At 69.8% G+C, this 23,532-nt stretch carries 24 protein-coding genes; 12 read left to right on the plus strand and 12 right to left on the minus strand.

The features are described 5' to 3' along the window. Positions 1–33: 33 nt before the first annotated feature. Complete coding sequence (locus tag K2Y03_RS01810) at positions 34–954, minus strand: histone deacetylase (protein ID WP_294087772.1); 921 nt, start codon at positions 952–954, stop codon at positions 34–36. A gap of 62 nt (positions 955–1,016) precedes the next feature. On the opposite strand from K2Y03_RS01810, the gene K2Y03_RS01815 reads away from it, so the two are divergent. Both K2Y03_RS01815 and K2Y03_RS01820 read left to right on the plus strand, forming a co-directional pair. Then, complete coding sequence (locus K2Y03_RS01815; RefSeq protein WP_294087773.1) at positions 1,017–1,976, plus strand: alpha/beta hydrolase; 960 nt, start codon at positions 1,017–1,019, stop codon at positions 1,974–1,976. Next, positions 1,973–2,452 carry an RNA pyrophosphohydrolase gene (locus K2Y03_RS01820; RefSeq protein ID WP_294087774.1) on the plus strand — a complete coding sequence of 160 codons (480 nt, stop codon included), beginning with the start codon at positions 1,973–1,975 and terminating at the stop codon, positions 2,450–2,452. The genes K2Y03_RS01815 and K2Y03_RS01820 overlap by 4 nt, the downstream gene beginning before the upstream one ends. A gap of 9 nt (positions 2,453–2,461) precedes the next feature. On the opposite strand, the gene K2Y03_RS01825 is transcribed toward K2Y03_RS01820, so the two are convergent. Beyond that, on the minus strand, positions 2,462–2,935 hold the full coding sequence (locus K2Y03_RS01825; RefSeq protein WP_294087775.1) for a DUF2269 domain-containing protein: 474 nt from the start codon (positions 2,933–2,935) through the stop codon (positions 2,462–2,464). 100 nt (positions 2,936–3,035) lie between these two features. Here K2Y03_RS01825 and K2Y03_RS01830 point away from each other — a divergent pair, with 100 nt between their 5' ends. The 5 genes from K2Y03_RS01830 to K2Y03_RS01850 are packed head-to-tail and all read left to right on the plus strand — an operon-like array spanning position 3,036 to position 7,586. Then, on the plus strand, positions 3,036–4,241 hold the full coding sequence (locus K2Y03_RS01830) for a hydrolase (protein WP_294087777.1): 1,206 nt from the start codon (positions 3,036–3,038) through the stop codon (positions 4,239–4,241). Continuing rightward, positions 4,238–5,257, plus strand: coding sequence for an arginine N-succinyltransferase (locus tag K2Y03_RS01835; RefSeq protein WP_294087778.1), 1,020 nt, complete (start codon positions 4,238–4,240; stop codon positions 5,255–5,257). The genes K2Y03_RS01830 and K2Y03_RS01835 overlap by 4 nt, the downstream gene beginning before the upstream one ends. Further along, the gene (locus tag K2Y03_RS01840; protein ID WP_294087867.1) at positions 5,254–6,522 is read left to right on the plus strand and encodes an N-succinylarginine dihydrolase; all 1,269 of its coding nucleotides are present in this window, start codon (positions 5,254–5,256) and stop codon (positions 6,520–6,522) included. Before K2Y03_RS01835 ends, K2Y03_RS01840 begins: the two co-directional genes overlap by 4 nt. Before the next feature lie 53 nt (positions 6,523–6,575). Beyond that, positions 6,576–6,779: a hypothetical protein gene (locus K2Y03_RS01845; RefSeq protein ID WP_294087779.1), complete on the plus strand. Its 204-nt coding sequence runs from the start codon at positions 6,576–6,578 to the stop codon at positions 6,777–6,779. Between the two features lie 60 nt (positions 6,780–6,839). Beyond that, entirely contained in the window at positions 6,840–7,586 is a 747-nt protein-coding gene (locus K2Y03_RS01850) for a 3'(2'),5'-bisphosphate nucleotidase CysQ (RefSeq protein ID WP_294087868.1), read from the plus strand. A gap of 144 nt (positions 7,587–7,730) precedes the next feature. On the opposite strand, the gene K2Y03_RS01855 is transcribed toward K2Y03_RS01850, so the two are convergent. Genes K2Y03_RS01855 through recR form a run of 3 tightly spaced genes read right to left on the minus strand, consistent with a single transcriptional unit; the run spans position 7,731 to position 10,042 of the window. Next, a complete protein-coding gene (locus tag K2Y03_RS01855) occupies positions 7,731–8,852 on the minus strand; it encodes a glutathione S-transferase N-terminal domain-containing protein (RefSeq protein ID WP_294087780.1) in 1,122 nt (373 codons plus the stop codon). Positions 8,853–8,892: 40 nt separating this feature from the next. Next, positions 8,893–9,417, minus strand: coding sequence for a peptide deformylase (def, locus tag K2Y03_RS01860; protein ID WP_294087781.1), 525 nt, complete (start codon positions 9,415–9,417; stop codon positions 8,893–8,895). Positions 9,418–9,448: 31 nt separating this feature from the next. Next, positions 9,449–10,042, minus strand: a complete 594-nt coding sequence (recR, locus tag K2Y03_RS01865) for a recombination mediator RecR (RefSeq protein WP_294087782.1) — start codon at positions 10,040–10,042, stop codon at positions 9,449–9,451. A 53-nt stretch (positions 10,043–10,095) separates the two neighbouring features. Here recR and fmt point away from each other — a divergent pair, with 53 nt between their 5' ends. Together fmt and truA are read left to right on the plus strand one after the other, a co-directional pair. After that, positions 10,096–10,998 (plus strand): methionyl-tRNA formyltransferase, encoded by a 903-nt coding sequence (gene fmt / locus K2Y03_RS01870; RefSeq protein ID WP_294087783.1) that lies wholly within the window; start codon positions 10,096–10,098, stop codon positions 10,996–10,998. Beyond that, complete coding sequence (truA, locus tag K2Y03_RS01875; protein WP_294087784.1) at positions 10,995–11,747, plus strand: tRNA pseudouridine(38-40) synthase TruA; 753 nt, start codon at positions 10,995–10,997, stop codon at positions 11,745–11,747. Before fmt ends, truA begins: the two co-directional genes overlap by 4 nt. Before the next feature lie 13 nt (positions 11,748–11,760). Here the strand turns inward: truA and K2Y03_RS13135 are convergent, their stop codons facing one another. From K2Y03_RS13135 to K2Y03_RS01910, 6 genes are all read right to left on the minus strand, one after another. Beyond that, complete coding sequence (locus K2Y03_RS13135) at positions 11,761–14,334, minus strand: NAD(P)H-hydrate epimerase (protein ID WP_367114745.1); 2,574 nt, start codon at positions 14,332–14,334, stop codon at positions 11,761–11,763. Beyond that, positions 14,331–14,729, minus strand: a complete 399-nt coding sequence (locus tag K2Y03_RS01890) for a hypothetical protein (RefSeq protein ID WP_294087785.1) — start codon at positions 14,727–14,729, stop codon at positions 14,331–14,333. Before K2Y03_RS01890 ends, K2Y03_RS13135 begins: the two co-directional genes overlap by 4 nt. Before the next feature lie 28 nt (positions 14,730–14,757). Beyond that, positions 14,758–15,486, minus strand: a complete 729-nt coding sequence (locus K2Y03_RS01895) for an N-formylglutamate amidohydrolase (RefSeq protein ID WP_294087786.1) — start codon at positions 15,484–15,486, stop codon at positions 14,758–14,760. 176 nt (positions 15,487–15,662) lie between these two features. Further along, a complete protein-coding gene (locus K2Y03_RS01900) occupies positions 15,663–16,490 on the minus strand; it encodes a 4-(cytidine 5'-diphospho)-2-C-methyl-D-erythritol kinase (RefSeq protein ID WP_294087787.1) in 828 nt (275 codons plus the stop codon). Further along, positions 16,490–18,094 carry a tetratricopeptide repeat protein gene (locus K2Y03_RS01905; RefSeq protein ID WP_294087788.1) on the minus strand — a complete coding sequence of 535 codons (1,605 nt, stop codon included), beginning with the start codon at positions 18,092–18,094 and terminating at the stop codon, positions 16,490–16,492. Before K2Y03_RS01905 ends, K2Y03_RS01900 begins: the two co-directional genes overlap by 1 nt. Beyond that, a complete protein-coding gene (locus K2Y03_RS01910; protein ID WP_294087789.1) occupies positions 18,069–19,727 on the minus strand; it encodes an electron transfer flavoprotein-ubiquinone oxidoreductase in 1,659 nt (552 codons plus the stop codon). Before K2Y03_RS01910 ends, K2Y03_RS01905 begins: the two co-directional genes overlap by 26 nt. Before the next feature lie 121 nt (positions 19,728–19,848). On the opposite strand from K2Y03_RS01910, the gene K2Y03_RS01915 reads away from it, so the two are divergent. The 3 genes from K2Y03_RS01915 to moaB are packed head-to-tail and all read left to right on the plus strand — an operon-like array spanning position 19,849 to position 22,872. Beyond that, the gene (locus K2Y03_RS01915; protein ID WP_294087790.1) at positions 19,849–20,592 is read left to right on the plus strand and encodes a uracil-DNA glycosylase family protein; all 744 of its coding nucleotides are present in this window, start codon (positions 19,849–19,851) and stop codon (positions 20,590–20,592) included. Then, positions 20,589–22,355, plus strand: a complete 1,767-nt coding sequence (locus tag K2Y03_RS01920; protein WP_294087791.1) for a lytic transglycosylase domain-containing protein — start codon at positions 20,589–20,591, stop codon at positions 22,353–22,355. Before K2Y03_RS01915 ends, K2Y03_RS01920 begins: the two co-directional genes overlap by 4 nt. Then, complete coding sequence (moaB, locus tag K2Y03_RS01925; protein ID WP_294087792.1) at positions 22,345–22,872, plus strand: molybdenum cofactor biosynthesis protein B; 528 nt, start codon at positions 22,345–22,347, stop codon at positions 22,870–22,872. The genes K2Y03_RS01920 and moaB overlap by 11 nt, the downstream gene beginning before the upstream one ends. A 136-nt stretch (positions 22,873–23,008) precedes the next feature. On the opposite strand, the gene K2Y03_RS01930 is transcribed toward moaB, so the two are convergent. Continuing rightward, positions 23,009–23,509 carry a YbjN domain-containing protein gene (locus K2Y03_RS01930; protein ID WP_294087793.1) on the minus strand — a complete coding sequence of 167 codons (501 nt, stop codon included), beginning with the start codon at positions 23,507–23,509 and terminating at the stop codon, positions 23,009–23,011. Positions 23,510–23,532: the final 23 nt, after the last annotated feature.

Raw genomic sequence — 23,532 nt, forward strand, 5'->3', positions numbered from 1 at the left:
AGAGCGGGATTGCGGCGGCCCCAAGGTAGAAAATCATCGATCCACGTAAAGTGGCGATTTTGCGTAGGCCGTGCCCAGCGTCAAAATGGTCGCGGCATGGCGGTGTGCGACGGCCATCGCATCGTCGCCATAGCCGCCGCCCAGCGTCGCCGCGAGCGCGATGCCGCTTCCTTGCGCCAGCGCCGCCACGAATCGATCCCGCGCCGCCAGCCCTTCCAGGGACAGGTTCAGCCGGCCGAGCCTGTCATCCGCATGCGGATCGACGCCGGCCTGATACAGGATGAGATCGGGCGCCATTTCCGCCACCAGTGGCGGCAGTGTCTCGGCAAGGGCAGCGAGATAATCGTCATCCCCCACCCCGTCGGGCAGCGCGACATCGCGGGTCGAGCGCGCCTTGCGCACCGGGAAGTTCCGCTCGGCATGGATCGAATAGGTGGCAATATCTGCCCGGCCGGCGGTCAGCGCCGCACTCCCGTCACCCTGATGCACGTCGCAATCGACGATCAGCACGCGCTGCGCCGCGCCCTCCTCGACGAGACGCACGGCCGCGATGGCGAGATCGTTGAACACGCAGAAGCCGGCGCCGCTGTCGTGCAGGGCATGGTGGCTGCCGCCCGCGCAATTGGCGGCAAAGCCCCGCTCCAGCGCGATGAGTGCGGCGTGATGCGTCCCGCCGGCGACACGGGCAGCGCGGCGGGCAATGGCCGGGGTGACCGCAAAGCCGATCCGCCGTTCCTTCTCGCGCGGCACCTGCGCGGACAACACTTCGGCAACATAGCCGGGGTCGTGCACTGCCTCCAGCCAGTGGCGCGGCATCGGCTCGGGCGCGACCCAGTCGATCGCGGCACCGGTGCCGAGCAGCAGGTCACGCACCAGCGCATTCTTGTTCCACTGATAGCCCGACCGTGCGGGGGCCGGGGCGACATAATCGGGGTGATGGACGACCGCGAACATCGCCATTAGGTACTGCGCCAGACCGCGCGCTCCAAGCCGTGCCGGAACCAGGAGAGAAGATCGTGACCGACGCCACCCCTTACGTCCGCCCGGACGTTGCGCAGTTTCTGGCCTTTCTCAACGGCATGCCCGGCCCGCGCACGCACGAGCTGGAACCGGCAGCGGCGCGCGGCACCTACACGGCAATGAAGGACATTGCCGATCCGCCGGTGGGCGAGCTTGCCGTGATCAAGGATCTGGCCATTCCGGGGCCAGCGGGCACCATCCCTGCCCGGCTGTTCGATGCGCGGGCAGAGCGCGCGGCCGGGCCGGCGATGGTGTTCTTCCATGGCGGCGGCTTCGTGATCGGCGACCTGGACACGCATGCAAGCTTCTGCGCAGAGGCCGCGCGCATGCTCGACCTGCCGGTGATCGCGGTCGATTACCGGCTGGCGCCCGAAAATCCCTGGCCCGCCGCGCCCGATGATTGCGAGGCGGCGGCGCGCTGGGTCGCGGGCAGCCCGGAAGCGCTGGGGCGGCAGGTGACGGGTGTCGTCACCTGTGGCGACAGTGCGGGCGGCGCGCTGTGCATCATCACCACCATGGCGCTGCGTGATCAGCCGGCGGCAGTGCCGGTGCTGGCGCAGTTCCCGATCTATCCGGTGGTCGATGTCTCTGCCAACTATGCCTCTTATCAGGCATTTGGCGACGGCTTCCTGCTGACCAAGCCGACCATGACCTGGTTCGATGGCCATTATCGCCCGGACATGACGCACTGGCGCGGTGCGGCGCTGACCGGGGCGCACCATTGCATGCCGCCCACGCTGGTGATGACGGCGGGGCTCGACCCGCTGCGCGATCAGGGCCGCGCCTATGCCGCCGCACTGATCGCCGAAGGCGTGCCGACCGCGTATCGCGAGGCCGTGGGCAACATCCACGGCCTGATCACGCTGCGCAAGGCGATCCCCTCGGCACAGAATGACGTCGATCAGGCGCTTGCGGCGTTGAAGCTGATCCTCGCAGAGGCGCAGGCCCGGCGATGAGCGCCGACGCCCTGCCTTATCGCCCGTGCGTGGGCATATTGGTGATGAACAACGCAGGCGACGTGTTTGTCGGCCAGCGGATGGACCAGGCGGTGGAGGCATGGCAGCCACCCCAAGGCGGGATCGATCCCGGCGAGGAACCGCTGGCGGCGGCACTGCGCGAACTGGGTGAGGAGACAGGCATCGCGCCCGACAAGGTCACGCTGATCGCCGCGACGGGGCATGAACTCCATTACGACCTGCCGCCCGAGCTTGCCGGCCGGGTGTGGCAGGGCAAGTGGCGCGGCCAGCGCCAGCGCTGGTTCCTGTTCCGCTTTCTGGGGGCTGATGCCGATGTGAACATCGCGACCGAGCATCAGGAATTTCGCGCCTGGCAATGGGTGCCGGCGCGCCAGATTGCCGAGTTGGCCGTCGACTTCAAGAAACAGCTCTATCGTGACGTGCTGGCGGCGTTTGACGATCACCTGCCGCGATAAAGCGCGCCCTCAATAGGGCTTGGCGATCATCAGCCACACCGCCGCCACCAAAGGCGCTGTGCCGATCAGGCCCCAGATGATCCAGGTGCGGCTGTCGCGGCGATAGCGATCGGGTATCTCGCCGCCATCGGCAAAGCCGCGCGCATCGCGCGCCTGGCGGATCTGCACCGGCACCAGGATCGCCAGCCAGATCATGCCGCCCGCCACGAACATCACCTGCCCCCAGATCAGCCAGGCCGGCTCGAACGGGTTGATCTCCGCCAGCCACGCCATCCAGTAACCGCCGGCAATGGTCAGGATCACGCCCCAGAAGGTCAGGCTCCAGTCGGTGATCGTCACCAGCCGCTGCGAAAAGGCGACGATGCGCGCGTCGCCGGTGCGGTCTGCAAAGAATTTCCAGATGGCGGTCGCGGTGATGTTGCCCATCAGCATCACCACCCCGGTGATGTGCACGAACTTCGCGATCGCATAGACGGTGTCCACGCGCGCCAGTTGAGCCGATTGTGCCGGCCAATGCAATCGGGCGCCGGCATTGGGAGGGGGGTGGAGCCGCGCCCGCGAACCGGCTAGGGCCTGCATTGTCATGGCCTTGACCGCATCCGAATCCGCCCTGATCGACCAAGCGCGCGCCGCACCCATGCTGGAGCGTGTTGAACGCTGGGCGGCGGTGAATTCCGGCACGCGCAACCTGGCCGGGGTGAAGGCGATGGCCGCACTGCTGGCCGATGCTTTCGCCGCCCTGCCCGGCACGGTCGAACTGGTGCCGCCGGCGCCAGTTGACGCGGTAAGCGCCGACGGCACCACCGCCGCGCTCGACCATGGCGACCATCTGCTCGTCACCGTGCGGCCGACAGCGCCCGTCCAGCTGCTGTTGACCGGGCATATGGACACGGTGTTCCCGGCCGATCATCCCTTCCAGCAGACCCGCTGGCTGGAGGATGGCGTGCTGAACGGCCCCGGCGTTGCCGACATGAAGGGCGGCATCGCGCTGATGCTGGCCGCGCTGCAGGCGGTGGAAGCAAGCCCGGTCGCCCACGGCATCGGCTATCAGGTGCTGATCAATTCGGATGAGGAAACCGGCTCGCTTTCCTCGGCCGCGCTGATCGCGGCGGCGGCAAAGGGCAAGGCAGCGGCGCTCACCTATGAACCCGCCTTGCCCGATGGCACGCTGGCCGGCGCGCGTGGCGGCACCGGCAATTTCTCGATCATCGTGAACGGCCGCAGCGCGCATGCCGGGCGCAACCCCGAAGAGGGCCGCAACGCGCTGGTCGCCGCTGCTGATCTCGCCGTGCGGCTGGCGGCGGCGAAGGCGCCGGGGCTGTCGGTGAACCCGGCGCGGATCGAGGGCGGCGGGCCGAACAATGTGGTGCCGGAGCTTGCCATATTGCGCGTCAATTTCCGCCCGCGCGGGCCGGAACAGGTGGCACTGGCGCAGGCCGCGCTTGACGAGGCGATTGCGGCGGTCGTGCGGCTGCATGACGTCAGCATCCATTGCCATGGCGGCTTCAACCGCCCGCCCAAGCCCATCGATCCCGGCGCCGAGCGGCTGTTCCAGCTGGTGCGCGCGGCGGGCAGCGATCTGGGCCTTGGCATTGCCTGGCGCGATACCGGCGGGGTGTGCGACGGCAACAACATCGCCGCCTGTGGCGTGCCCGTGGTCGACACCATGGGCGCGCGCGGCGGCGCCATCCATTCCGCCGACGAGTTCCTGATCGTGGAAAGCCTGGCCGAACGTGCGGCACTGTCCGCCCTCACCATTTCCCGCATTGCCCAGAAAGGTGGTTTGTGAGCTTTCGCATCCGCGCCGCGACGCACGACGATCTGCGCCATCTCTATGAAATGGCCAAGCTGACCGGCGGCGGCTTCACCAACCTGCCGCCGGACCGGGCAGCTTTGCGCGCCAAGCTTGATCGCAGCGAGAAGGCGTTCACCACCCAGACCGCCGGCGCCAAGGCCGATGAGCTGTTCGTGCTGATCCTGGAAAACGCAGCAACGGGCGAGGTGCGCGGCACCTGCCAGATCTTCACCCATGTCGGCCAGAGCCACCCTTTCTACAGCTATCGCATCGGCACCATCACCCAGCACAGCACCCAGCTGAACCGCACTTTCCGCGCCGAGCTGCTGACGCTGACCACCGATCTTGAGGGGTGCAGCGAGGTGGGCGGGCTGTTCCTCCACCCCGGCGAGCGCGCCGGTGGGCTGGGCATGCTGCTAGCGCGCAGCCGCTATCTGTTCATCGCGCGCAACCGCACCCGCTTTGCCGACCGCATCCTGGCCGAGCTGCGCGGGGTGATCGACGAGGCGGGCGGTTCTCCCTTCTGGGACGGGCTGGCCGGCCGCTTCTTCGGCATGAACTTTCAGGATGCCGACCAGTTCAACGCCACCCATGGCCACCAGTTCATTGCCGACCTGTTCCCCAAGCACCCGATCTACATCGCCATGCTGTCCGAAGGGGCGCGCTCGGTGATCGGCATTCCCCACCCCTCGGGCCGCGCGGCGATGCGGATGCTGGAGAGCGAAGGCTTTGCGCATGAGCAGTATATCGACATTTTCGACGGCGGCCCGACGATGACCGCGCGCACCGACCAGGTCCGCTCGATCCGCGATGCGGTGGTGGCGCCGGTGGTGGCGGTGGAAAGCGGCGACGGTGGCGAGGCGCTGGTCGCAGCCGGCACGCTCGCCGATTTCCGCTGCGGCTATGGCCGGGTGCGCGCGGTGCCGGGGGGCGTCGCGCTGGACCCGGCGACCGCCGCCCTGCTCAACGTCGCCCCCGGCGACGCCGTCATCCATGTGGGCCGCGCCTGATGCTGACCGAGATCAATTTCGACGGGCTGATCGGCCCCAGCCATAATTATGCGGGGATGAGCCCGGGCAATCTGGCCTCCACCCGCAACGCCGGCAACACCGCCCATCCCCGCGCCGCCGCGCTGCAGGGCATTGCCAAGATGCGCGCCAATCTGGCGCTGGGGCTGGCGCAGGGCATCCTGCTGCCCCATGCCCGGCCGGACCACCCCTGGCTGGCCTCCCTCGCCACCGACTATGCCAGCGCGCCGCCGCATCTTCAGGCGCAGGCGATCTCGGCCTCCGCGATGTGGGCCGCGAATGCCGCGACCGTCTCTCCGGCGCCGGACACGGCGGACGGCAAATGCCATCTGAGCGTCGCCAATCTCGTCACCATGCCGCACCGCAGCCATGAGGCGCCCCAGACGCTGGCCCAGCTGAAACTGGCCTTTGCCGACCCGGCATTTGCCGTGCATCCCCCCGTTCCCGCCCCGTTCGGAGACGAGGGCGCGGCAAACCATATGCGGCTTGCCGAGCATCATGGGGCAGTTGGACTAGAGCTATTCGTTTACACCCAAAACGGTCTTCGATACCCGGCCAGGCAGCACCGGACGGCGTCGGAGGCGATTGCACGCCGTCATAAGTTGTCGCCGGATAACGTTGTTTTTATTGAGCAATTGCCGGAAGCGATTGCGGCGGGGGCGTTCCACAATGACGTGGTGGCCGTCGCGAACGAGACGGTGCTGTTCACCCACCAGCGCGCCTTTGTCGACCAGAACCGCGTTTACGAGACCATTCGCGCCAAATTCCCCGCGCTTCAGGTCGTCGAAGTGCCCGATGACGCGGTCAGCCTGGACGATGCGGTCAAAAGCTATCTGTTCAACGCGCAGCTCGTCACTCTGCCCGCCGGTGGCATGGCACTGATCCTGCCGCAGGAGGCTGAGGATCATCCGCGCGTGTGGCCATGGCTGCAGGAAATGGTCGCCGGCAACGGCCCGATCCGCCATCTGGAAGTGGTGAATGTGCGCGAATCGATGGCGAATGGCGGCGGCCCCGCCTGCCTCAGGCTGCGCGTGGTGGCAGACCCGGCCACGGTCGATCCGCGCTTTCTGGTCGATGCGGCAAAGCTCGATGCGCTCGCCGCGCTGGTCGAGGCGCATTGGCCAGAGGCGATCCGGCCCGAGGATCTGGGCGACGCCCAGCTGATCCGCCGGATCGAGGCGGCGCACGCCGCGCTGCTCGACCTGCTCGACCTGTCGGATTCATTGACAGTTAACCATAGCCGTTAAAGCGAAACCCACGCAAATCCGCCATTGGCCCGGTGCTTGCTTAACTTTCTGGCATGTTCACGCGCATTGCCCGACTGTTCACCATCAAGTCGAAGTTCGAGGCCTTTCTGGTCATCTATGGCCTCAGCCTGGGCGCGGTGGAGCGCGGCATCCACTATCTGTCGCAATATCCCGGCGTTGGCGGCTGGCTGTTGTTCGCGGTCTGCCCGATCGCGGTGGTGATGGCCGGCGGGCGCCTGCTCGACACGGTGGAGTGAGCGCGGCGGACCTCGCTTTCGCCGTGATTTTATGACAGTTTGCCGCTCGTGCTGATCGATATGCTTCAGGCCGATGCCGTGCTGGCCCGCACGATTGCGCAGGAGGCCGCCGCGCTGCTGCGCGATCTGCACCAGGGGTGCGACGGTGGGCATGATGGCAAGGCGCTGGGCCGCCGGGCCGATGCCGAGGCCAATGCGCTGATCCTGGCGCGGCTCCACGCCGCGCGGCCGGGCGATTTCATCCTGTCGGAGGAATCGACCGACGACCCGGCACGCTGCGGTGCGGAGCGGGTGTGGATTGTCGATCCGCTGGACGGCACCAGCGGCTTCTGCCGCGCCTCGGCCGATTATGCGGTGCATATCGGGCTCGCCGTGGCGGGCGTGCCGCGCGCGGGCGCAGTTGCACTGCCGGCAACGGGCCAGGTTTTTTCCAGCGACGCGCCGCCCGCGCTGCCCCCGCCGCATGGCGGCCGGCCGCGTATCGTGGTGAGCGACAGCCGCCCGCCGCGCGTGGCGGAACTGGTCGCCGCCGCACTGGATGCCGAATTGCTGCCGATGGGATCAGCGGGCGTTAAGGCAATGGCGGTGCTGCTGGGCAAGGCCGACATCTATCTGCACGCCGGCGGCCAATATGAGTGGGACAATTGCGCCCCGGCCGCGGTCGCGCTGTCGGCGGGTCTGCACGCCTCCCGCATCGATGGGCGGGCGCTGGTTTACAACTGCGCCGATCCGCTGCTGCCCGATCTGCTGATCTGCCGCGCGGAATGGGCGGCGGCCGTGCTGCGCGCGGTGGCGGTGGCGGGCTGAGCGCTGCTCAGAGCCGTTCTTGATCTGATTTGAACACCGTTCGTGTCGAGTGAAGTCGAGACACGTGACCCGGGCGCCGCGCACGCCATCACGTCCCTCGACTTCGCTCGGGACAAACGAATTCGGGGTTGAGGACGGCAAAAGCTAGGAGGCAGGCCCCCACACTTCCAGATTGTTCACCCGCTCCACCCGGCGCGGCAGCGTGAGCGTGGCGAGCGCGCCCAGCCCGGCCTGATCCAGCACCGCCTGCGCCGCCGGCGTCAGCGCCGCCTGCAACCGCTGGAGCAGCCAGAAGCGATAGGGCATCACCAAGGTTTCGATCTGGTGGCCGCGCCACGCGAACGCCGCCTTGCCAATGGCGCGCGCGCCGGGATTGGGCAGGCCGTTGGTGCCCGGCTCCAGCCCAGGATGCTCGGCCAGCCACCGCGCGGCGAAATCGACATGCGCGGCAAGCTCGGGCAGAAAATCCTCCGCCACAAAGGCGAGCAAGGCGGCGAGCGTGTCGGGCACGGCATCACCCGCGATCAGTGTCTCGTCCGGATAGCCGCCCAGCTGCGCCTGGGGGGACTGCATCCGCTCCACCCAGCGCCAGACGTGGAAGGCGCGGCGCTTCATCTCGGCGGCGGGATATGGATCGCGCCCCAGATGCGGATAGAGCGGGCCGATCAGCGCATAATCGCCCAGCGTCGGCCGCCCGCCCAGCAGATAGGGGTAATGCGCCAGATGCGCGTCAAGCCGGGCGAGGAAGTCGTGATAGCTCGCCTGGATCGCCGGCGCGGTCTCAGCCGACACGCCGAAGCCGTCGCGCGCCTTGCGCATGCGGCCGCTGGCATTGGCGAACACCGCATCGCCCGCCTCTGCCGGCGCGCCGGGGAACAGCCCGCCCAGAAAATCGGCGCGCAGAAAGGCAAGATTTTCCGCATCATAATCCCAGCGATAATGCATCGCCGGGCGCAGCAGCCCCTCTCCCCCAAACAGTTCGAACACATGCGCAATCGCGCGGTGCACCGGGGTTTCGGGATAGGCGGAGCGCCGCGCGGCGCCGCTCGCCTCGACATGGTCGATGATCGCCACGCCATCCTGCACCAGCGTGCCGTCGCTCAGCTGCAGCACCGGAATGATCCAGCGCCCCACCGCCTGGGTGACCGACGGCCAGGCCGGATCGGCGGGGATCGTCTCCTCGAAATCATAATGTTGTTTCAGGAGATAGCTGCGCGCCCGGGCGGTGTAGAGCGAGCCGGGCATGCCGAAGAGTTTGGCGGTCATGCGCGCACCCTGCCCCGCCGCCGGGGCGGTGCGCAAGCGCTCAGGCAGCGGCCTTGCGCGCCTTGGCCAGTTTTTTCAGCACCATCTCGCGCTTCAGCCGCGACAGATGGTCGATGAAGATGATGCCCTCCAGATGGTCCATCTCATGCTGAAGGCAGGTGGCGAGCAGCCCGGTCAGCTCCTCGTCATGCGCCACGCCGTCCTCGTCCAGCCAGCGCGCGCGGCAGCTGGCGGGGCGTTCGACATCGGCAAACTGGTCGGGCACCGACAGGCAGCCTTCGGTATAGACGGACTGTTCCGGCGCCTTTTCAACGATTTCGGGGTTGATGAACACGCGCGGGGCACGCACCGGCTTGCCGTCTTCCCCCTCTTCCTGAAGGTCGATCACCAGCACGCGCTGCGGCACGCCGATCTGGATGGCGGCAAGGCCGATGCCGCGCGCGGCATACATCGAATCGAACATGTCGGTGATCAGCGCGCGCGTCTCGTCGGTCACGTCCGCGACCGGCGTGGAAATGGTGCGCAGGCGCGGATCGGGAATCTCGATGATCGGAAGCACGGCCATGACGCTCAGCTAGGATCGGTTGCCGCGAACGTCAAGCGACCGGGCGGCGCGCGCGCAGCGCCTGGGCGAGCGTGCCTTCGTCCAGATAGTCCAGCTCGCCCCCCACCGGCAGGCCGTGCGCCAGCTGGGTGACGCGCACCGGAAAGCGGGCGATGCGGTCGGCGATGTAGTGCGCCGTCGTCTGCCCCTCCAAGGTGGCGTTCATCGCCAGCACCACCTCGTCCACGCCGCCCGCCTCGATCCGGCGGACGAGCGCGTCGATCGACAGATCCTCGGGCCGCACGCCGTCCAGCGCCGACAGCCGCCCGCCCAGCACATGGAAGCGCCCGGGGAACAGCCGGGTGCGATCCAGCGCCCACAGGTCCGCCACTTCCTCCACCACGCACAGCGCGCGCGTGTCCCGCCGGGGGTCTGCGCACACGCCGCACGGGTCGCCGGTGTCGACATTGCCGCAGATCGAACAATGCGTCAGCCGGTCGGCCACCGCCGCAAGGGCGGCCAGCAGCGGCTCCAGCGCCGTCTCGCGTTTTTTCAGCAGATGCAGCACCGCGCGCCGCGCCGAACGCGGCCCCAGCCCCGGCAACCGGGCCAGTGCTTGGGTGAGGGCTTCGATCTCCGGCGACATCGCCACGACATAAGGGCTTGCGCCCGCCCCTGCCAAGCGCTTGAGAGCAGGCGATGCGCATTGTCTTCATGGGAACGCCCGATTTCGCGGTGCCGGTGCTCGCCGCACTTGCCGAGGCGGGGCACGAGATCATCGCCTGCTATTCGCAGCCGGCGCGACCGGCGGGGCGCGGCAAGGCGCTGCAACCCACCCCGGTCGCGCGCGCGGCCGAGCAGCTGGGCGTTGCCGTGCACACCCCGCTCACGCTGCGCGACGCGGCGGAACAGGCGCGGTTCGCGGCACTTGGCGCCGATGTCGCGGTGGTGGCGGCCTATGGCCTCATCCTGCCGCGCGCGGTGCTGGCGGCGCCCCGGCTGGCCTGCATGAACGTCCACGCCTCGCTGCTGCCGCGCTGGCGTGGCGCGGCGCCCGTGCAGCGCGCGATCCTGGCCGGCGATGATGAGACCGGCGTGTGCATCATGCAGATGGAAGCCGGGCTCGACACCGGGCCGGTGCGGCTGGCGGTGCGCACCGGGGTCGCCGGCAAGACCGCCGGCGCGCTGATGGCGGAGCTGGGGGCAATGGGCGCCGCGGCGATGGTGCGGGTGCTGGCCGATGTCGACGCCCATCCGGCGGTCGCGCAGCCCGACCAGGGCATCACCTATGCCGCCAAGATCGACAAGGCAGAGGCGCGGATCGACTGGCACCAGGGCGCCGACGCGATCGAGCGGCAGGTGCGCGCCTTCAACCCCGCGCCGGGCGCGTGGTTTTCGGTCGGCGAAGAGCGGGTGAAACTGCTCGCGGCAGACGTGGTGCCGGGGGGCGGCGCGCCGGGCACCGTGCTCGACGACGCGCTCACCATCGCCACCGGCGCCGGCGCGATCCGGCCGATCCTGGTGCAGCGCGCCGGCCGGGCGGCGATGACCCCGGCCGAGCTGCTGCGCGGCTTTGCCCTGCCGCCGGGCACGCGGCTGTGACCCGCTTTGCGCTGACGGTCGAATATGATGGCCGCCCGTTCATGGGGTGGCAGCGCCAGCCGCATGGCCCCAGCGTTCAGGAAGCGATCGAGAACGCGATTGCCCGCATCGCGCATGAAGTGGCGACCGTCCATGCCGCCGGGCGCACCGATGCCGGGGTGCATGCGCTGGCGATGCGCGCGCATGTCGATCTGGCGCGGCCGATCACGCCGTTTCGCCTGATGGAGGGGTTGAACGCGCTGCTGCGCCCGGCGCCGGTTGCCATTCTGGCGTGCGTCGTGGTGCCGGATGACTGGCACGCGCGGTTCAGCTGCCTGGGGCGGCGCTATGAATATCGCATCGTCAACCGCCGCGCGCCGCTGACCTTTGAGCGGGGTCTGGCCTGGCGGGTGCCGGTGCCGCTCGACGTGGCGGCGATGGCGGAAGCGGCACGGCGGCTGGCCGGCCGGCACGACTTCACCACCTTCCGCTCCGCGCATTGCCAGGCGGAAAGCCCGGTGCGCACGCTCGACCGGCTGGAGGTGGTGCGCGAGGGCGAGGTGGTGCGCATCCATGCCGCTGCGCGCTCCTTCCTCCACCATCAGGTGCGCTCGATGACCGGGTGCCTGGCGCTGGTCGGCCAGGGCAAATGGACGCCGGACGACATCGCCGCCGCGCTTGCCGCGCGCGACCGGGCGGCACTCGGCCTCAACGCCCCGCCCGATGGCCTGTTCTTCGTCGGCGCCGACTATCCCGACGCTGAAAAATAGGGACTGTCCCCATTTATCGGCGCACGAGGCGCGCGGCGAGTTCGACATGGGTGGACCAGCGGAACTGGCCGACCGGCTGCACCCAGTCGAGCGCATAGCCGTTTTCGCAAAGTATCTTCACATCGCGCGCAAAGCTGCTGGGATTACACGAAACATAGGCAATCACCGGCACCGATGACTGCGCCAGCGTCGCTGCCTGTTCGCGCGCGCCGGCGCGGGGCGGATCGAGCAGCACGGCGGCGAACCGGTCCAGCTCCTCGCGCTGAAGCGGACGACGATAGAGATCCCGATGCTCCGCCACCACCGGCCGCTGCGCCCGCCCGGCCGCCGCCTTCAGCGCCAGCACCGCATCGCGCGCCGCCTCCGCCGCATAGACGCGCGTGCCAAGCGACAGCGCAAAGGTGCCCAGCCCCGCAAACAGATCGGCAACCACGCCCTTTGCCGCCAGCACCTCGCCCAGCGCCTCCTGCGCAGCCGCAAGCAGCGCCGCCTCCCCCTCCAGCGTCGGCTGCAGGAACGCGTCGTGCGGCAGCGGCACGGCAACGCCACCCAGCGTGATGGTCGCCCCGACCGGCTCCCACCGCACCTCCGGCCCCAGCCCGGTGTCGAGCGACAGCCGGGCAAGGCCGTGCGCCCCGGCAAAGTCGGTCAGCGCCTGGGTGCTGGCCAGATCGTCGGCGCTGACACCGTGGAGCAGCAGGTCGATGCCCTGATCGGCGCGCGTCATCACCACGTCCGCCCGGCGGCGCGGCGGCAGCAAGGTGCCGAGCAGGCGGCGGAGCGGCGCGATGAGGGCGGCGAGATCGGGCGCCAGCACCGGGCATTGCTTCAGGTCGACGAGGCGGTGGCTGCCACGCTCGCTATATCCCAACACGACGCCGCCGCGCCGCTCGGCATGGAGCCGCGCGCGCCGCCGGCTGGCGGGTGGGGAGAGAATCGCCGGCCGCACGGTGGCAGTCAGCCCCTGCGCCGCCAGCGCGCCCAGCACCCGGTCGCGCACGAAATCAGCATAGGCCGCGTCGTTCAGGTGCTGAAGGTCACAGCCGCCGCAGCCGGGGAAATGGCGGCACGGCGGCGCCTGGTGCGCGGGGCCGGGCACGATGCTGCCATCGGCCAGCACCCGGTCGCCCGGCGCGGCGAGCGGGACATGGCGGCCATCCGCCGTCACGCCCTCGCCCCGCGCGGCGACGCGGACAATCTCTGCCCCCTCCCCGCTCATGCGGCCCCCCCGCGCGGCCGACAGCGCGCGCGCCAGATCGTCGGCAATGAACGCCGCGCCCAGCCGCCGCGCCGCCTGATTGTGGAGCCAGACGCCGGCCGCCGCCGCTGCGACCGGATCGACCGCCGCCGCCAGTTGCGCGGCGATCGCGCCGGCCAGCACGTCTCCGGTGCCGGCAGTGGAGAGCCAGGGCGAACCGGCGCCGACGCGCACCGCGCCACCCGGCGCCGCGATCACCGTGTCGGCGCCCTTGAACACGATGGTGGCGCGGGCGGCAGCAGCGGCGTGGCGCGCGGCGTCGATCTTGCTGCCGGCAGGCGTGCCGAACAGCGCGGCGAACTCGCCGGCATGCGGGGTCAGCACCACCGGCGCGGTGCGCGCGGCAAGCTCGGCCGGCGTGACCAGATGGAGCGCGTCGCCATCGATCAGCAGCGGGTGCGCCGTGGCAAGTGCCGCCGCCAGCCGGGCGCGCGCCGCTTCGTCAAGGCCCAGCCCCGGCCCCACCACCAGCGCGCCGATACGGGGGTCGGCCAGTGCGTCCTCAGCCCAAGCGCGCCGGACGAGTGCCGCCGGCCCCGCGCCGCTGCCCCCCAGCAGCAGCGCATAGCCCGCGCCCGCCCGCAGCGCCGCCTCCGCCGCCAGCGTCGCGGCGCCCGGCATCGCGCCGGCAATCACCGCCACCATGCCGCGCGCATATTTGTGCGCCGCAGGTCCCGGCGCGGCGAGCGCTGGCGGGGCGAGCACCGCAGCATCACTGTCCGCCGCAATGCCGATATCGACCACGCGCACTGCGCCGCACGCTTCTGCGCCCGGCTGGAGCAGATGCGCGGGCTTCAGCGCCCCCAGCGCCAGCGTCAGGTCGAACATCGGCACGGGCGACAGCAGCGCCCCGTCATCGCTCGCCACGCCGCTGGGCAGGTCGACCGCGATGCGATAGCGCGCCGCCGCCGCCAGCATCGCCAGCGGTGTGCTGAGCGCCGTGTCGAGCGGGCGGGCAAGGCCGGTGCCGAACAGCGCATCGACCAGCACCGGCGCGGCCGCTGCGGTGGCGATGGGCTCCACCGGCCCGGTCCAGCCGGCGCGGGCGGCGCGGGCAGCGTCGCTCACCGGGTCGGCGCTTGCTGCCACGCGCACATCGCGCCCCGCCGCCGCCAGCAACTGCGCGGCGACATAGCCATCGCCGCCATTATTGCCCGGGCCGCACAGGATCAGCACCGGCGCCGTCGTCAGCCGCTGCACCCAGGCGGCAATGCCGGCGCCGGCGCGCGCCATCAGGCCGCTCACGCTGGTGCCGGCCGCGATGGCCCGGTCCTCGGCGGCGCGCATCGCCGCCGCCGTCAGCAGCGGCAGCCCATCGAGTGACGTCATGAAGCCGGCTTGGCAGCCTTTACCGTTGCCGGCAAGCGATAGCGGTCACCGCCCAGCGCGACCTCGATCTGGTCCTGGCCGACGATAGTGACCTTGGCCGGTTCGGCGCCGTCGGCGGCAATCACGCCGCGCCCGTCGCTGGTCACCAGCAGCCGGTGAAAGCCGCCATCGGGGTGGCTGATGGTCAGCAACAGGCCCTGTTTCGCGCTGATCCGGTCGAGCGTGCACACCCGCGCGAAACTGGCCGAACCGGCGCGGGCGCACAGGATGCGCCCCTCGTCATCGGCGGCGGCGCCCTGCTGTGCCTCGGCCTTGGCGAGCGAGCCTGACGGCGCATCGGCCGTGCCACAGGCGGCAAGCAGCAGGATCGGCACGATCGGGAACAGATGTCGCATGGAGGAGACATACGCTGCCCGCACCCCCTCACGCCAGTTGCGTAACCATATTTTCCAGCAGCTTGGCCAGGATTTCGGCCCAGCGTGAGACAGCGGCCGGGCTGGCAATCTCGTTGTTGCGCAGCTCGACCGAGAAGCTGGCAATGCCGTTGCCCTCACCATGCCGGTTGAGCGTCGCGTTCAGGAGGCGGCCGGAATAGGGCTGATTGTCACCCGTCTCGAAACCGGCGGCGCGCAGCCCGTCAATCGCCAGCCGCGCCGCGCGCACATCGCGGTTGTAGAGGATGCCGACCGGCCAGGGGCGCGGATCGCCGCCCGTCTCCAGCGCGGGGGTGAAGCTGTGGATGGCGACCAGCAGCCGGGGCCGGTGCCGCGCGATCGCCGCTGCCACCCCGGCATGATAGGGGGCATGGAACGCCGCGATGCGCGCCAGCCGGTCGGCCCCCGCATTGCCGGGAATGGCATGGCCGTCGCTGGCGAGCGGGATCAGGCCGGGATGGTCCGCCTGCCGGTGCAAGTCGATCACCAGGCGGGAGACCTGCCCCAGCACCGCCGGCGCGCCCAGCCGCGCGGCCAGCGCCTCGGTCAGCGCGGCGGCGCCCAGATCAACCGCGATATGCCTGTCGAGCAGCGCGGGCGCGATGCCCAGGTCGATGCCCGCCGGCACGCTGTTCACCGCATGGTCGCAGATCAGCAGCACCGGGCCCTGCCCGGCGATCAGCCTTGGCCCGATGGGGCCGGCGAAGGGCGGTGACACGGCCACCGCCCTTTACGCCTTGATGATGCCCGGGGTGCGGGGACCACCAACGGACGGGCCGCGCGAGGCGACGGATCCGCTCGACAACCGGCTACGCAAGACCGATGCCAGACCCCTAAATAGCTGATTCGGAGCGGCAAGGCGCGGGGCAATTCCCGGCGCGGGACGGCAAACTGTCACGCCAGTGCCGATTCGAGACACCACCAGCCCGGCTGCGCCGCCCGGATGCTGGCGGCGCCCGCCCGGCGCGCGGCAACGCTGTCGAACAGCGCGAAACAGGTGGCGCCGGAGCCCGACATCCGCGCCAGCACCACCCCGGGCAGCGCGGCAAGGGCGGCCAGCACATCGTCGATGCCGGGCGCCAGCGCGCGCGCGGGCGGCTCCAGATCGTTGCGCCCGGCCCGGGCGGCGGCGAGCGCGTCGCCCTGCGCCAGCGGCCCGCGATCCACCCCGTCCCAAGCCTTGAACACCGCCGCCGTCGATACCGCGACGCCCGGATTGACCAGCAGCACCGGCACGGCCGTAACACCCGCAATCGGCACCAGCTGCTCGCCCTTGCCGGTGCCGATCGCGGTGCGGCCGAGCAGGCAGGCGGGCACATCCGCGCCCAGCCTCTCGGCAATCGCAAACAGGCGCGGGTCGTCCACCGCCACCCCGCTCAGCCGGGCAAGCGCGCGCAGCGTCGCCGCTGCGTCGGCCGATCCGCCGCCAATGCCGCTCGCCACCGGCAGATGCTTGTCGAGCGTGATCGCCCAGCCCTGCCCGGTGGCGAATACCGCCTCGAACGCGTCGCGCGCGCGGGTGACGAGATTGTCATCGCCCGCCAGCAGCGCGGCGAACGGCCCGGTCATCGCAAAGCCGTTGGCAGGGGCGGGCGCCACCGAAACGCGGTCGCCATCCTCCAGAAACGCGAACAGCGTTTCCAGATCGTGATAGCCATCGGCGCGGCGGCGGCGGACGTGCAGCGCCAGGTTGATCTTGGCCGGGGCGGTTTCGGTCAGCATCAGTTGGCGCCCGGGCCGCCGTCCAGCTTGGCGGCGATCCGGGTGGAATCGCGGCCCTCGGCCACGATGGCGGCCGCCTGCCATGCATAGCGCGCCTCGAACCGGCGGCCGAGCGACCAGTAGACATCGCCCAGATGCTCGTTGATGATCGCATTGTCGGGCGAAGCCATTGCCGCGCGTTCCATCAGCGGCAGCGCGCGCGCCGCGTCCCCACCCAGAAAATAGGCCCAGGCCAGCGAATCGAGGATCGAGGGGCTGTCCGGCTTCAGTGCCACCGCGCGTTCCAGCATCGCCCGCGCCGCGCGCATGTCGCCGCCATGTTCCAGCCGGGCATAGCCCAGATAGTTGAGCGCAATCGGCTGATCGGGCGCCAGTTCCACCGCGCGTTCGAGCAGCGGCTCCGCCTCGCGCCAGCGCCCGGCGCGTTCCAGCGCGCCGCCCTGTTGCAGATAAAGCGCCCAGCTCGCCGCGCGGCCGGCGCGGGTGATTGCCCGGGCATAGGCATCGGCCGCCTCGCCCTCGCGCCCGGCCTTGGCGAGCAGATCGCCCAGCCGCTGCGCATCCTCGGCATCGCCCTGTGCCCCGCCGGCGGCGGCCATGGCAATCGCCAGTGCCTCGTCCAGCCGCCCGGCATCGTCGAGCAGGTCGATCCGCCGCGCGCGTGCCTCGGCCGCATAGGGGCCGTCACCTGCCACCCGGTCGAGCGCGGCGAGCGCCGGCGCGAACGCCCCTTGCGCGCCCAGCGTCTGCGCCAGCAGCAGCCGCGCGGGATCGTTGCCCGGCTCCACCATCAGCGCGGCGCGCGCCACCACCACGCCCAGCGGCCCGGCGCGTGCCGCCTCCAGATCCTCCGCCAGCCGCGCCATCAACCGTGCGAGGCCAAAGGACAGGCCCAGCTTTGCCGGCGCTGCGTCCGAGCCGGCCCCGGCAACATCGCTGCCGACCAGTTCATCGGCCGCCGTACGCTTGCCCTGCGCCACCAGCAGCCGCGCCGCCGCCAGGCGCAGGTCGAACCCCTGCCCCCCCGGCGATTGCGCGCGCAGCACGGCGAGCCCCGCCTCGCTGCGCCCGCGCGCGATGTCGATCAGTGCCGCCGCCTCCAGCGCATAGCGGCGGCCAAGGCCATCGCCCGGCGTCTTCATCAGCGCGGCCGAGGCACCTTCGGGATCACTCTCATAGGTAATCCACGCACGCAGCGGCGCGACTAGAAAGCCCAGCGGCCCGGCGGTCATCCGGGTGAGCGCCGCCTGCGCCGCCACCCGGTCACCCCGGCGCGCCGCGGCAGCCAGCGCGATCAGGGCAGTGTCGGCCGGCGCGACGCCTGCCTTTTCCAGCACTGCTGCGGCCCGCAGCGCCAGTGTCTCGTCCCCCGCTTCCAGCGCGGCGCGATAGGCGCGAATGGCGATCACGGCGCTGTCCGGCTGGCTGGCGAGCGCCTGTGCATAGCCGGCCGCCGCCGCCGCATCCGCCCCGTCCGCATCGGCGGCGCGCGCGCGGACATAGGCGGCCAGATCGCGCGGTCCATCGGCCAGCGCCGGCGTCGCCAGCGTGGTTGCGATCAGCGCGAGCGCGAGGTGGCTACATGTTCGGGTAATTGGGGCCACCGCCACCCTCCGGCACCACCCAGTTGATGTTCTGCGTCGGGTCTTTGATGTCGCACGTCTTGCAGTGGACGCAGTTCTGCGCGTTGATAACGAAGCGCGGCTCGCCGGTGTCCTGCCCGACAATCTCGTACACGCCGGCCGGGCAGTAACGCTGCGCCGGCTCATCGAACATCGGCAGGTCATAGGAGACCGGGATCGCCGGGTCCTTCAGCTGCAGATGAACCGGCTGGTCCTCCTCATGATTGGTGTTGGAGAGGAAGACGGACGACAGCCGGTCGAAGGTCAGCACGCCATCGGGCTTGGGATAATCCGGCTTCTTGACCAGATCCTGCCGCCACAGCCCTTCATGGTCTGGGTGGTGGTGCATGGTGAAGGGCAGGCGCACGCCCAGATATTCCAGCCACATGTTGACGCCGGCCAGTGCGGTGCCCAGGAAATCGCCGAAGCGCTTCACCAGCGGCACGACGTTGCGCACCAGCCGCAGCTCCTTTTCCACCCAGCTGTTCTGATAGGCGGTCACATAATCGTGCAGCTCGTCGCCGGCGCGCTGTGCGGCGATGGCATCGACGGCGGCCTCGGCGGCCATCATCGCGCTCTTCATCGCGGTGTGGGTGCCCTTGATGCGCGGCACGTTCAGGAAGCCGGCCGAACAGCCGATAAGCGCGCCGCCCGGGAACACCAGCCTGGGCACCGATTGCCAGCCGCCATCGTTGATCGCGCGCGCGCCATAGGAGACGCGCTTGCCGCCCTTCAGGATGGCGGCAATGGCCGGGTGCGTCTTCCACCGCTGCATTTCCTGAAACGGTGAGACATGCGGATTGGTGTAGTTGAGCCAGGTGACGAAGCCGAGCGCGACCTGGCCATTGGCCTGGTGATAGAGAAAGCCGCCGCCGTTCGACCCGGTTTCGCTGAGCGGCCAGCCCTGGGTGTGGATCACCCGCCCCGGCGCGTGCAGCGCGGGGTCGATATCCCACAGTTCCTTGATCCCGATTCCATAGACTTGGGGGTCGCTGTTCGCGCGCAGATTGAACTTTGCCGCCAGCTGCTTGGTCAGGTGGCCACGCGCCCCTTCGGCAAAGAAGGTGTATTTGGCGTGCAGTTCGAGGCCCGGCTGATAATCGCCCTTGCGCGTGCCGTCGCGCGCCACGCCCATGTCGCCGGTGGCAACGCCGCGAACGCCGCCGGCATCGTCATACAGGATTTCGGCTGCCGCAAAGCCGGGGAAGATTTCCACGCCCAGGTTTTCCGCCTCGCCCGCCAGCCACCGGCACAGGCTGCCCAGGCTGCCGGTATAGGTGCCGTGGTTGTTCATGAACGGCGGCAACAGGATGTGCGGCATCTCGATCTTCGAACGCGCGCCCAGCACCCAGTGCTGATTGTCGTTCACCGGCACTTCCGCCAGCGGGCAGCCGCGCGTCCGCCAGTCGGGGATCAGCTCGTCCAGCGCCTTGGGGTCGATGACCGCGCCCGACAGGATGTGCGCGCCGACTTCGGAACCTTTCTCGATGACGCACACCGACAGGTCGAGTTCCTTTTCGGCGGCCGCCTGTTTCAGCCGGATCGCCGCACTCAGCCCCGCCGGGCCCGCCCCCACGATCACCACGTCATAGGGCATCGACTCGCGTTCGCTCATCACTCTCTCCGCCATCACTTTTTCGGCTGTCCCGCCACTCGTCGCGCCGGGACCACTGACTGTCCGCTTGGGCGTGCCCAATTATTGACCCGGCCGTCAACCTCGGACTCTAGTCTGACCGATGGGGCTTGAACAGAAAATCGATCCGGCGCTGGCCGCCAGCATGCTCGACTGGTGGCGGCTGGCCGGCGTCGACACGCTGGTGGACGAGGGGCCGCGCAACTGGCTGGAGGCGCCGGCGGCCCCGGTTCGCACCCCGGCGGCGCGGGTGCAGACCACCCCCGCCGCCCCGGCCGCGCTACCCGAAATGCTGCCGGACACGCTCGATGCCTTCATCGCCTGGCGGCTGGGCGACGCAGCGCCAGAGGCCGGCTGGCCCGGCGCGCGCGTGGCGCCGCTGGGGATGGCGGGGGCCGCGCTGATGGTCGTCATCGACTGCCCCGAGCGTGACGATGCCGAGCAGCTGCTGGGCGGCGCGGCGGGCCAGCTGTTCGACCGGATGATGGCGGCAATCGGCCGCACCCGCGCCGATCTGTATCTCGCCAGCATGGCGGCGGTGGCGCCGGCGTCAGGGCGGATGCCCGCGTCCGCCGACCCGCGCTTTGCCACGCTGCTGCGCCACCATGTCGCGCTGGTCGCCCCGCGCCGGCTGCTGGTGATGGGCAATGCGGCGAGCCGTGCCCTGCTGGGGATGGACGCCCTTCAGGCGCGCGGGACTTTACGCGCCATTAACCATATCGGCGGAGAAATGACGGTGGCCCCGCAGGCAGTTGTGACCTTTTCGCCGCGCTTCCTGCTGGAGCGGCCCGCCGCCAAGGCGGAGGCGTGGAAGGACCTGCAATTGCTGAACGGAGGCTGGGCATGAAGGCATTGCTGGCAATCGCGGCAGTCGCCGGCCTGGTGCCCGCCGCCGCCCTCGCCCGCGATGGCGAGGCCCGCAGCACCAGCGCCGCCGCCCAGCGCGAGGCATCCGCCGGCATCCTGACCACTGACCAGCGCACCGCCTATGCCGGCATCTTCGCCAGCATCCGCGCAGGCAAATGGGTGGAAGCGCGGCTGCAGCTGGCCAGCATGGAGCGCGGGCCGCTGCACAGCGTGGCGCTGGCCGAGATTCTGGCCGGCAAGGGCTCGCCGCGCGCCACCGCCGAAGACCTGGCCAAATTGCTCGCCGATGCGCCGGAGCTGCCCCAGGCCGAACAGATTGCCCGGCTGGCCCGCGCGCGCGGCGCCGAGACTGTGCCCGAGCTGCCCTATGTCCGCGCGCTTTCCTGGCAGCGCGGCGCGCCCGTGCGCCGCCGCGCGCAGGCGGTGCGCAGCGACGTGATCGCCGCCGACCTCGCCGCCAGGATGCAGCCGCTGGTGAAGGAAGACCGCGCCGCCGAAGCACAGGCGCTGCTGGAGGCGACGCCCGGCCTCTCGCCTGAGGCGACCACCGAATGGCAGAGCCGTGTCGCCTGGATCTATTATCTGACCGGCGACCTCGCCAATGCGCGCGCGATGGCGGCAAAGGCCGTGGCCGGCAGCGGCGACTGGGCAGTGCAGGGCGAATGGATCACCGGGCTCGCCGCATGGCGCGCGCATGATTATGCCGAGTCGGAGGCCGCCTTTTCGCGCGCCGCCGCCCGCACCGGCGATGTCGAGCTGCGTTCGGCCGCGCTCTTCTGGGGGGCGCGGGCCGACATGGCCGGCGGCAAGCCCGAACGTGTCGAGACCAAGCTGAAAAGCGCGGCGCAATATGACGAAACTTTCTATGGCCTGCTCGCGCGCCAGTCGCTGGGGCTGGTGGCGTCGGCAGAGACTGCGCGCGGTGCCGCCGCCGACTGGTCGCTGCTGACAAAGCGCGCCAATATCCGCGCCGCCGCCGCGCTCATCGAAATCGGCGAGGAAAAGCTGGCCGACGATCTGATCCGCCATCAGGCACGGATCGGCGATGTCGCCGAATTTCCCGCGCTTGTCCGGCTGGCGGGCGCGCTGGACCGGCCGGCGCTGCAATTCTGGCTGGCGCACAATGCCCCGGCCGGTGCCCAGGCGCCCACCGATGGCCGCTATCCCCTGCCCAGCTGGACGCCCGATGGCGGCTGGCGCGTCGACAAGGCGCTGGTCTTTGCCCATGCGCTGCAGGAATCGTCGTTTCGCGTCGATGTGGTTAGCCCGGCCGGCGCCTATGGCCTGATGCAGCTGCGCCCGGCGGCAGCGGCAGACATTGCCCGCGGGCGCGGCATCCGCACCGATCGCGCCGCGCTCACCCGGCCGCAGACCAATATCGAGATCGGCCAGAGCTATCTGGAGCTGCTGCGTGACCGGCCCGAGACTGGCGGCCTGCTGCCCAAGGTGATTGCCGCCTATAATGCCGGGCCGACGCCGGTGGAGGCATGGAACGCGCAGGTGCACGACGGTGGCGACCCGCTGCTCTATATCGAGAGCATCCCCTATTGGGAAACGCGCGGCTATGTGGTGACGGTGCTGCGCAATTACTGGATTTATGAGCGCGCAAGCGGCCGCACCGCCTCCCCCAGCCGTGCCGCGCTCGCGCAGGGGCTGTGGCCGCGTTTTCCGGGCATGGGCGGCGCCGCGGCCGTGCGGATGACCGACAGCAAGCGCCCGGTCGAGACCGCCAGTGCCGATTGACCCGGCGCTGACCTTCATTCCCGTCCGCATTGCCGTGCTCACCGTGTCGGACACGCGCGGGCCGGCGGACGACCGTTCCGGCGACACGCTGGTCGCGCGGCTGACCGAGGCGGGGCACCAGCTGGCCGACCGCGCGATCGAGAAGGATGACGTCGCCGCCATCACCCGGCGCCTCACCGGCTGGATCGACGACCCGGCCATCGACTGCGTCATCTCCACCGGTGGCACCGGCGTTACCGGGCGCGACGTGACGCCCGAAGCGCTGGAACAGGTCGCCGAAAAGATGATTCCCGGCTTTGGCGAGCTGTTCCGCTGGCTGAGCTATCAGAGCATCGGCACTTCGACGGTCCAGTCCCGCGCCTGTGCGGGTGTGGCGCGCGGCACCTATCTGTTCGCGCTACCCGGCTCGACCGGCGCGGTGAAGGACGGGTGGGACGGCATTCTGCGCGACCAGCTCGACAGCCGCCACCGCCCCTGCAACTTCGTCGAGCTGATGCCGCGCCTGACCGAGCGGTAAAGCCGGACCCGCCGCCTCAAAATCCGTTCGTCCCGAGCGCAGTCGAGGGACGCCGTGGCGCGCGCTGCGCCAGCACCCCGTGTCTCGACGGGCTCGACACGAACGGTGTTTTTTGGGCCCACCGGCCGCCCGAGCGCTATTTCTTGGCGCCGCCGGTCTTCGCCGCGTTGCGCTTTTCTTCCAGGAACTTGTTCAGTTCGGCATCCATCGCCGCATACCAGTCGATCACGTCGGCGAAATTTTCCTTGGTCAGCTTGCCCGCCACGCTGAAATCCAGCCACTCGACGAGATTGCCTTGCTTGTCGAGCGAAACCCGCAGGAAACGTCGATTATGATTCCATTCGTTGGCCAGTGCGGGGGTGAACAGCGGCTCCGCCTTCCACCAACTGGTAAACTGCAACGCAACGCACTTGCCCGCTTCGCAGTTGTCCAAATTAACCGAGAAACCCTGGCCATTCACAGCGCTATCAATGTATTTTTCACCGTTCGGATAAGTCTTTATCTCGGCCTTGTAGCCCGCATCGCGCAACGCGGCAGCCACCAATTCGGCATTAGAAAGGTCGAGCAGAACTGGATCTGCAGCATCGGCGCGCATCGGCGCACATAGGCTTGCAAACATCAGTGCAATAGCGATCATTACTCTCAACATTGGCACCCCCC

Source organism: Sphingomonas sp. (assembly GCF_019746015.1).
GTDB lineage: Bacteria > Pseudomonadota > Alphaproteobacteria > Sphingomonadales > Sphingomonadaceae > Sphingomonas.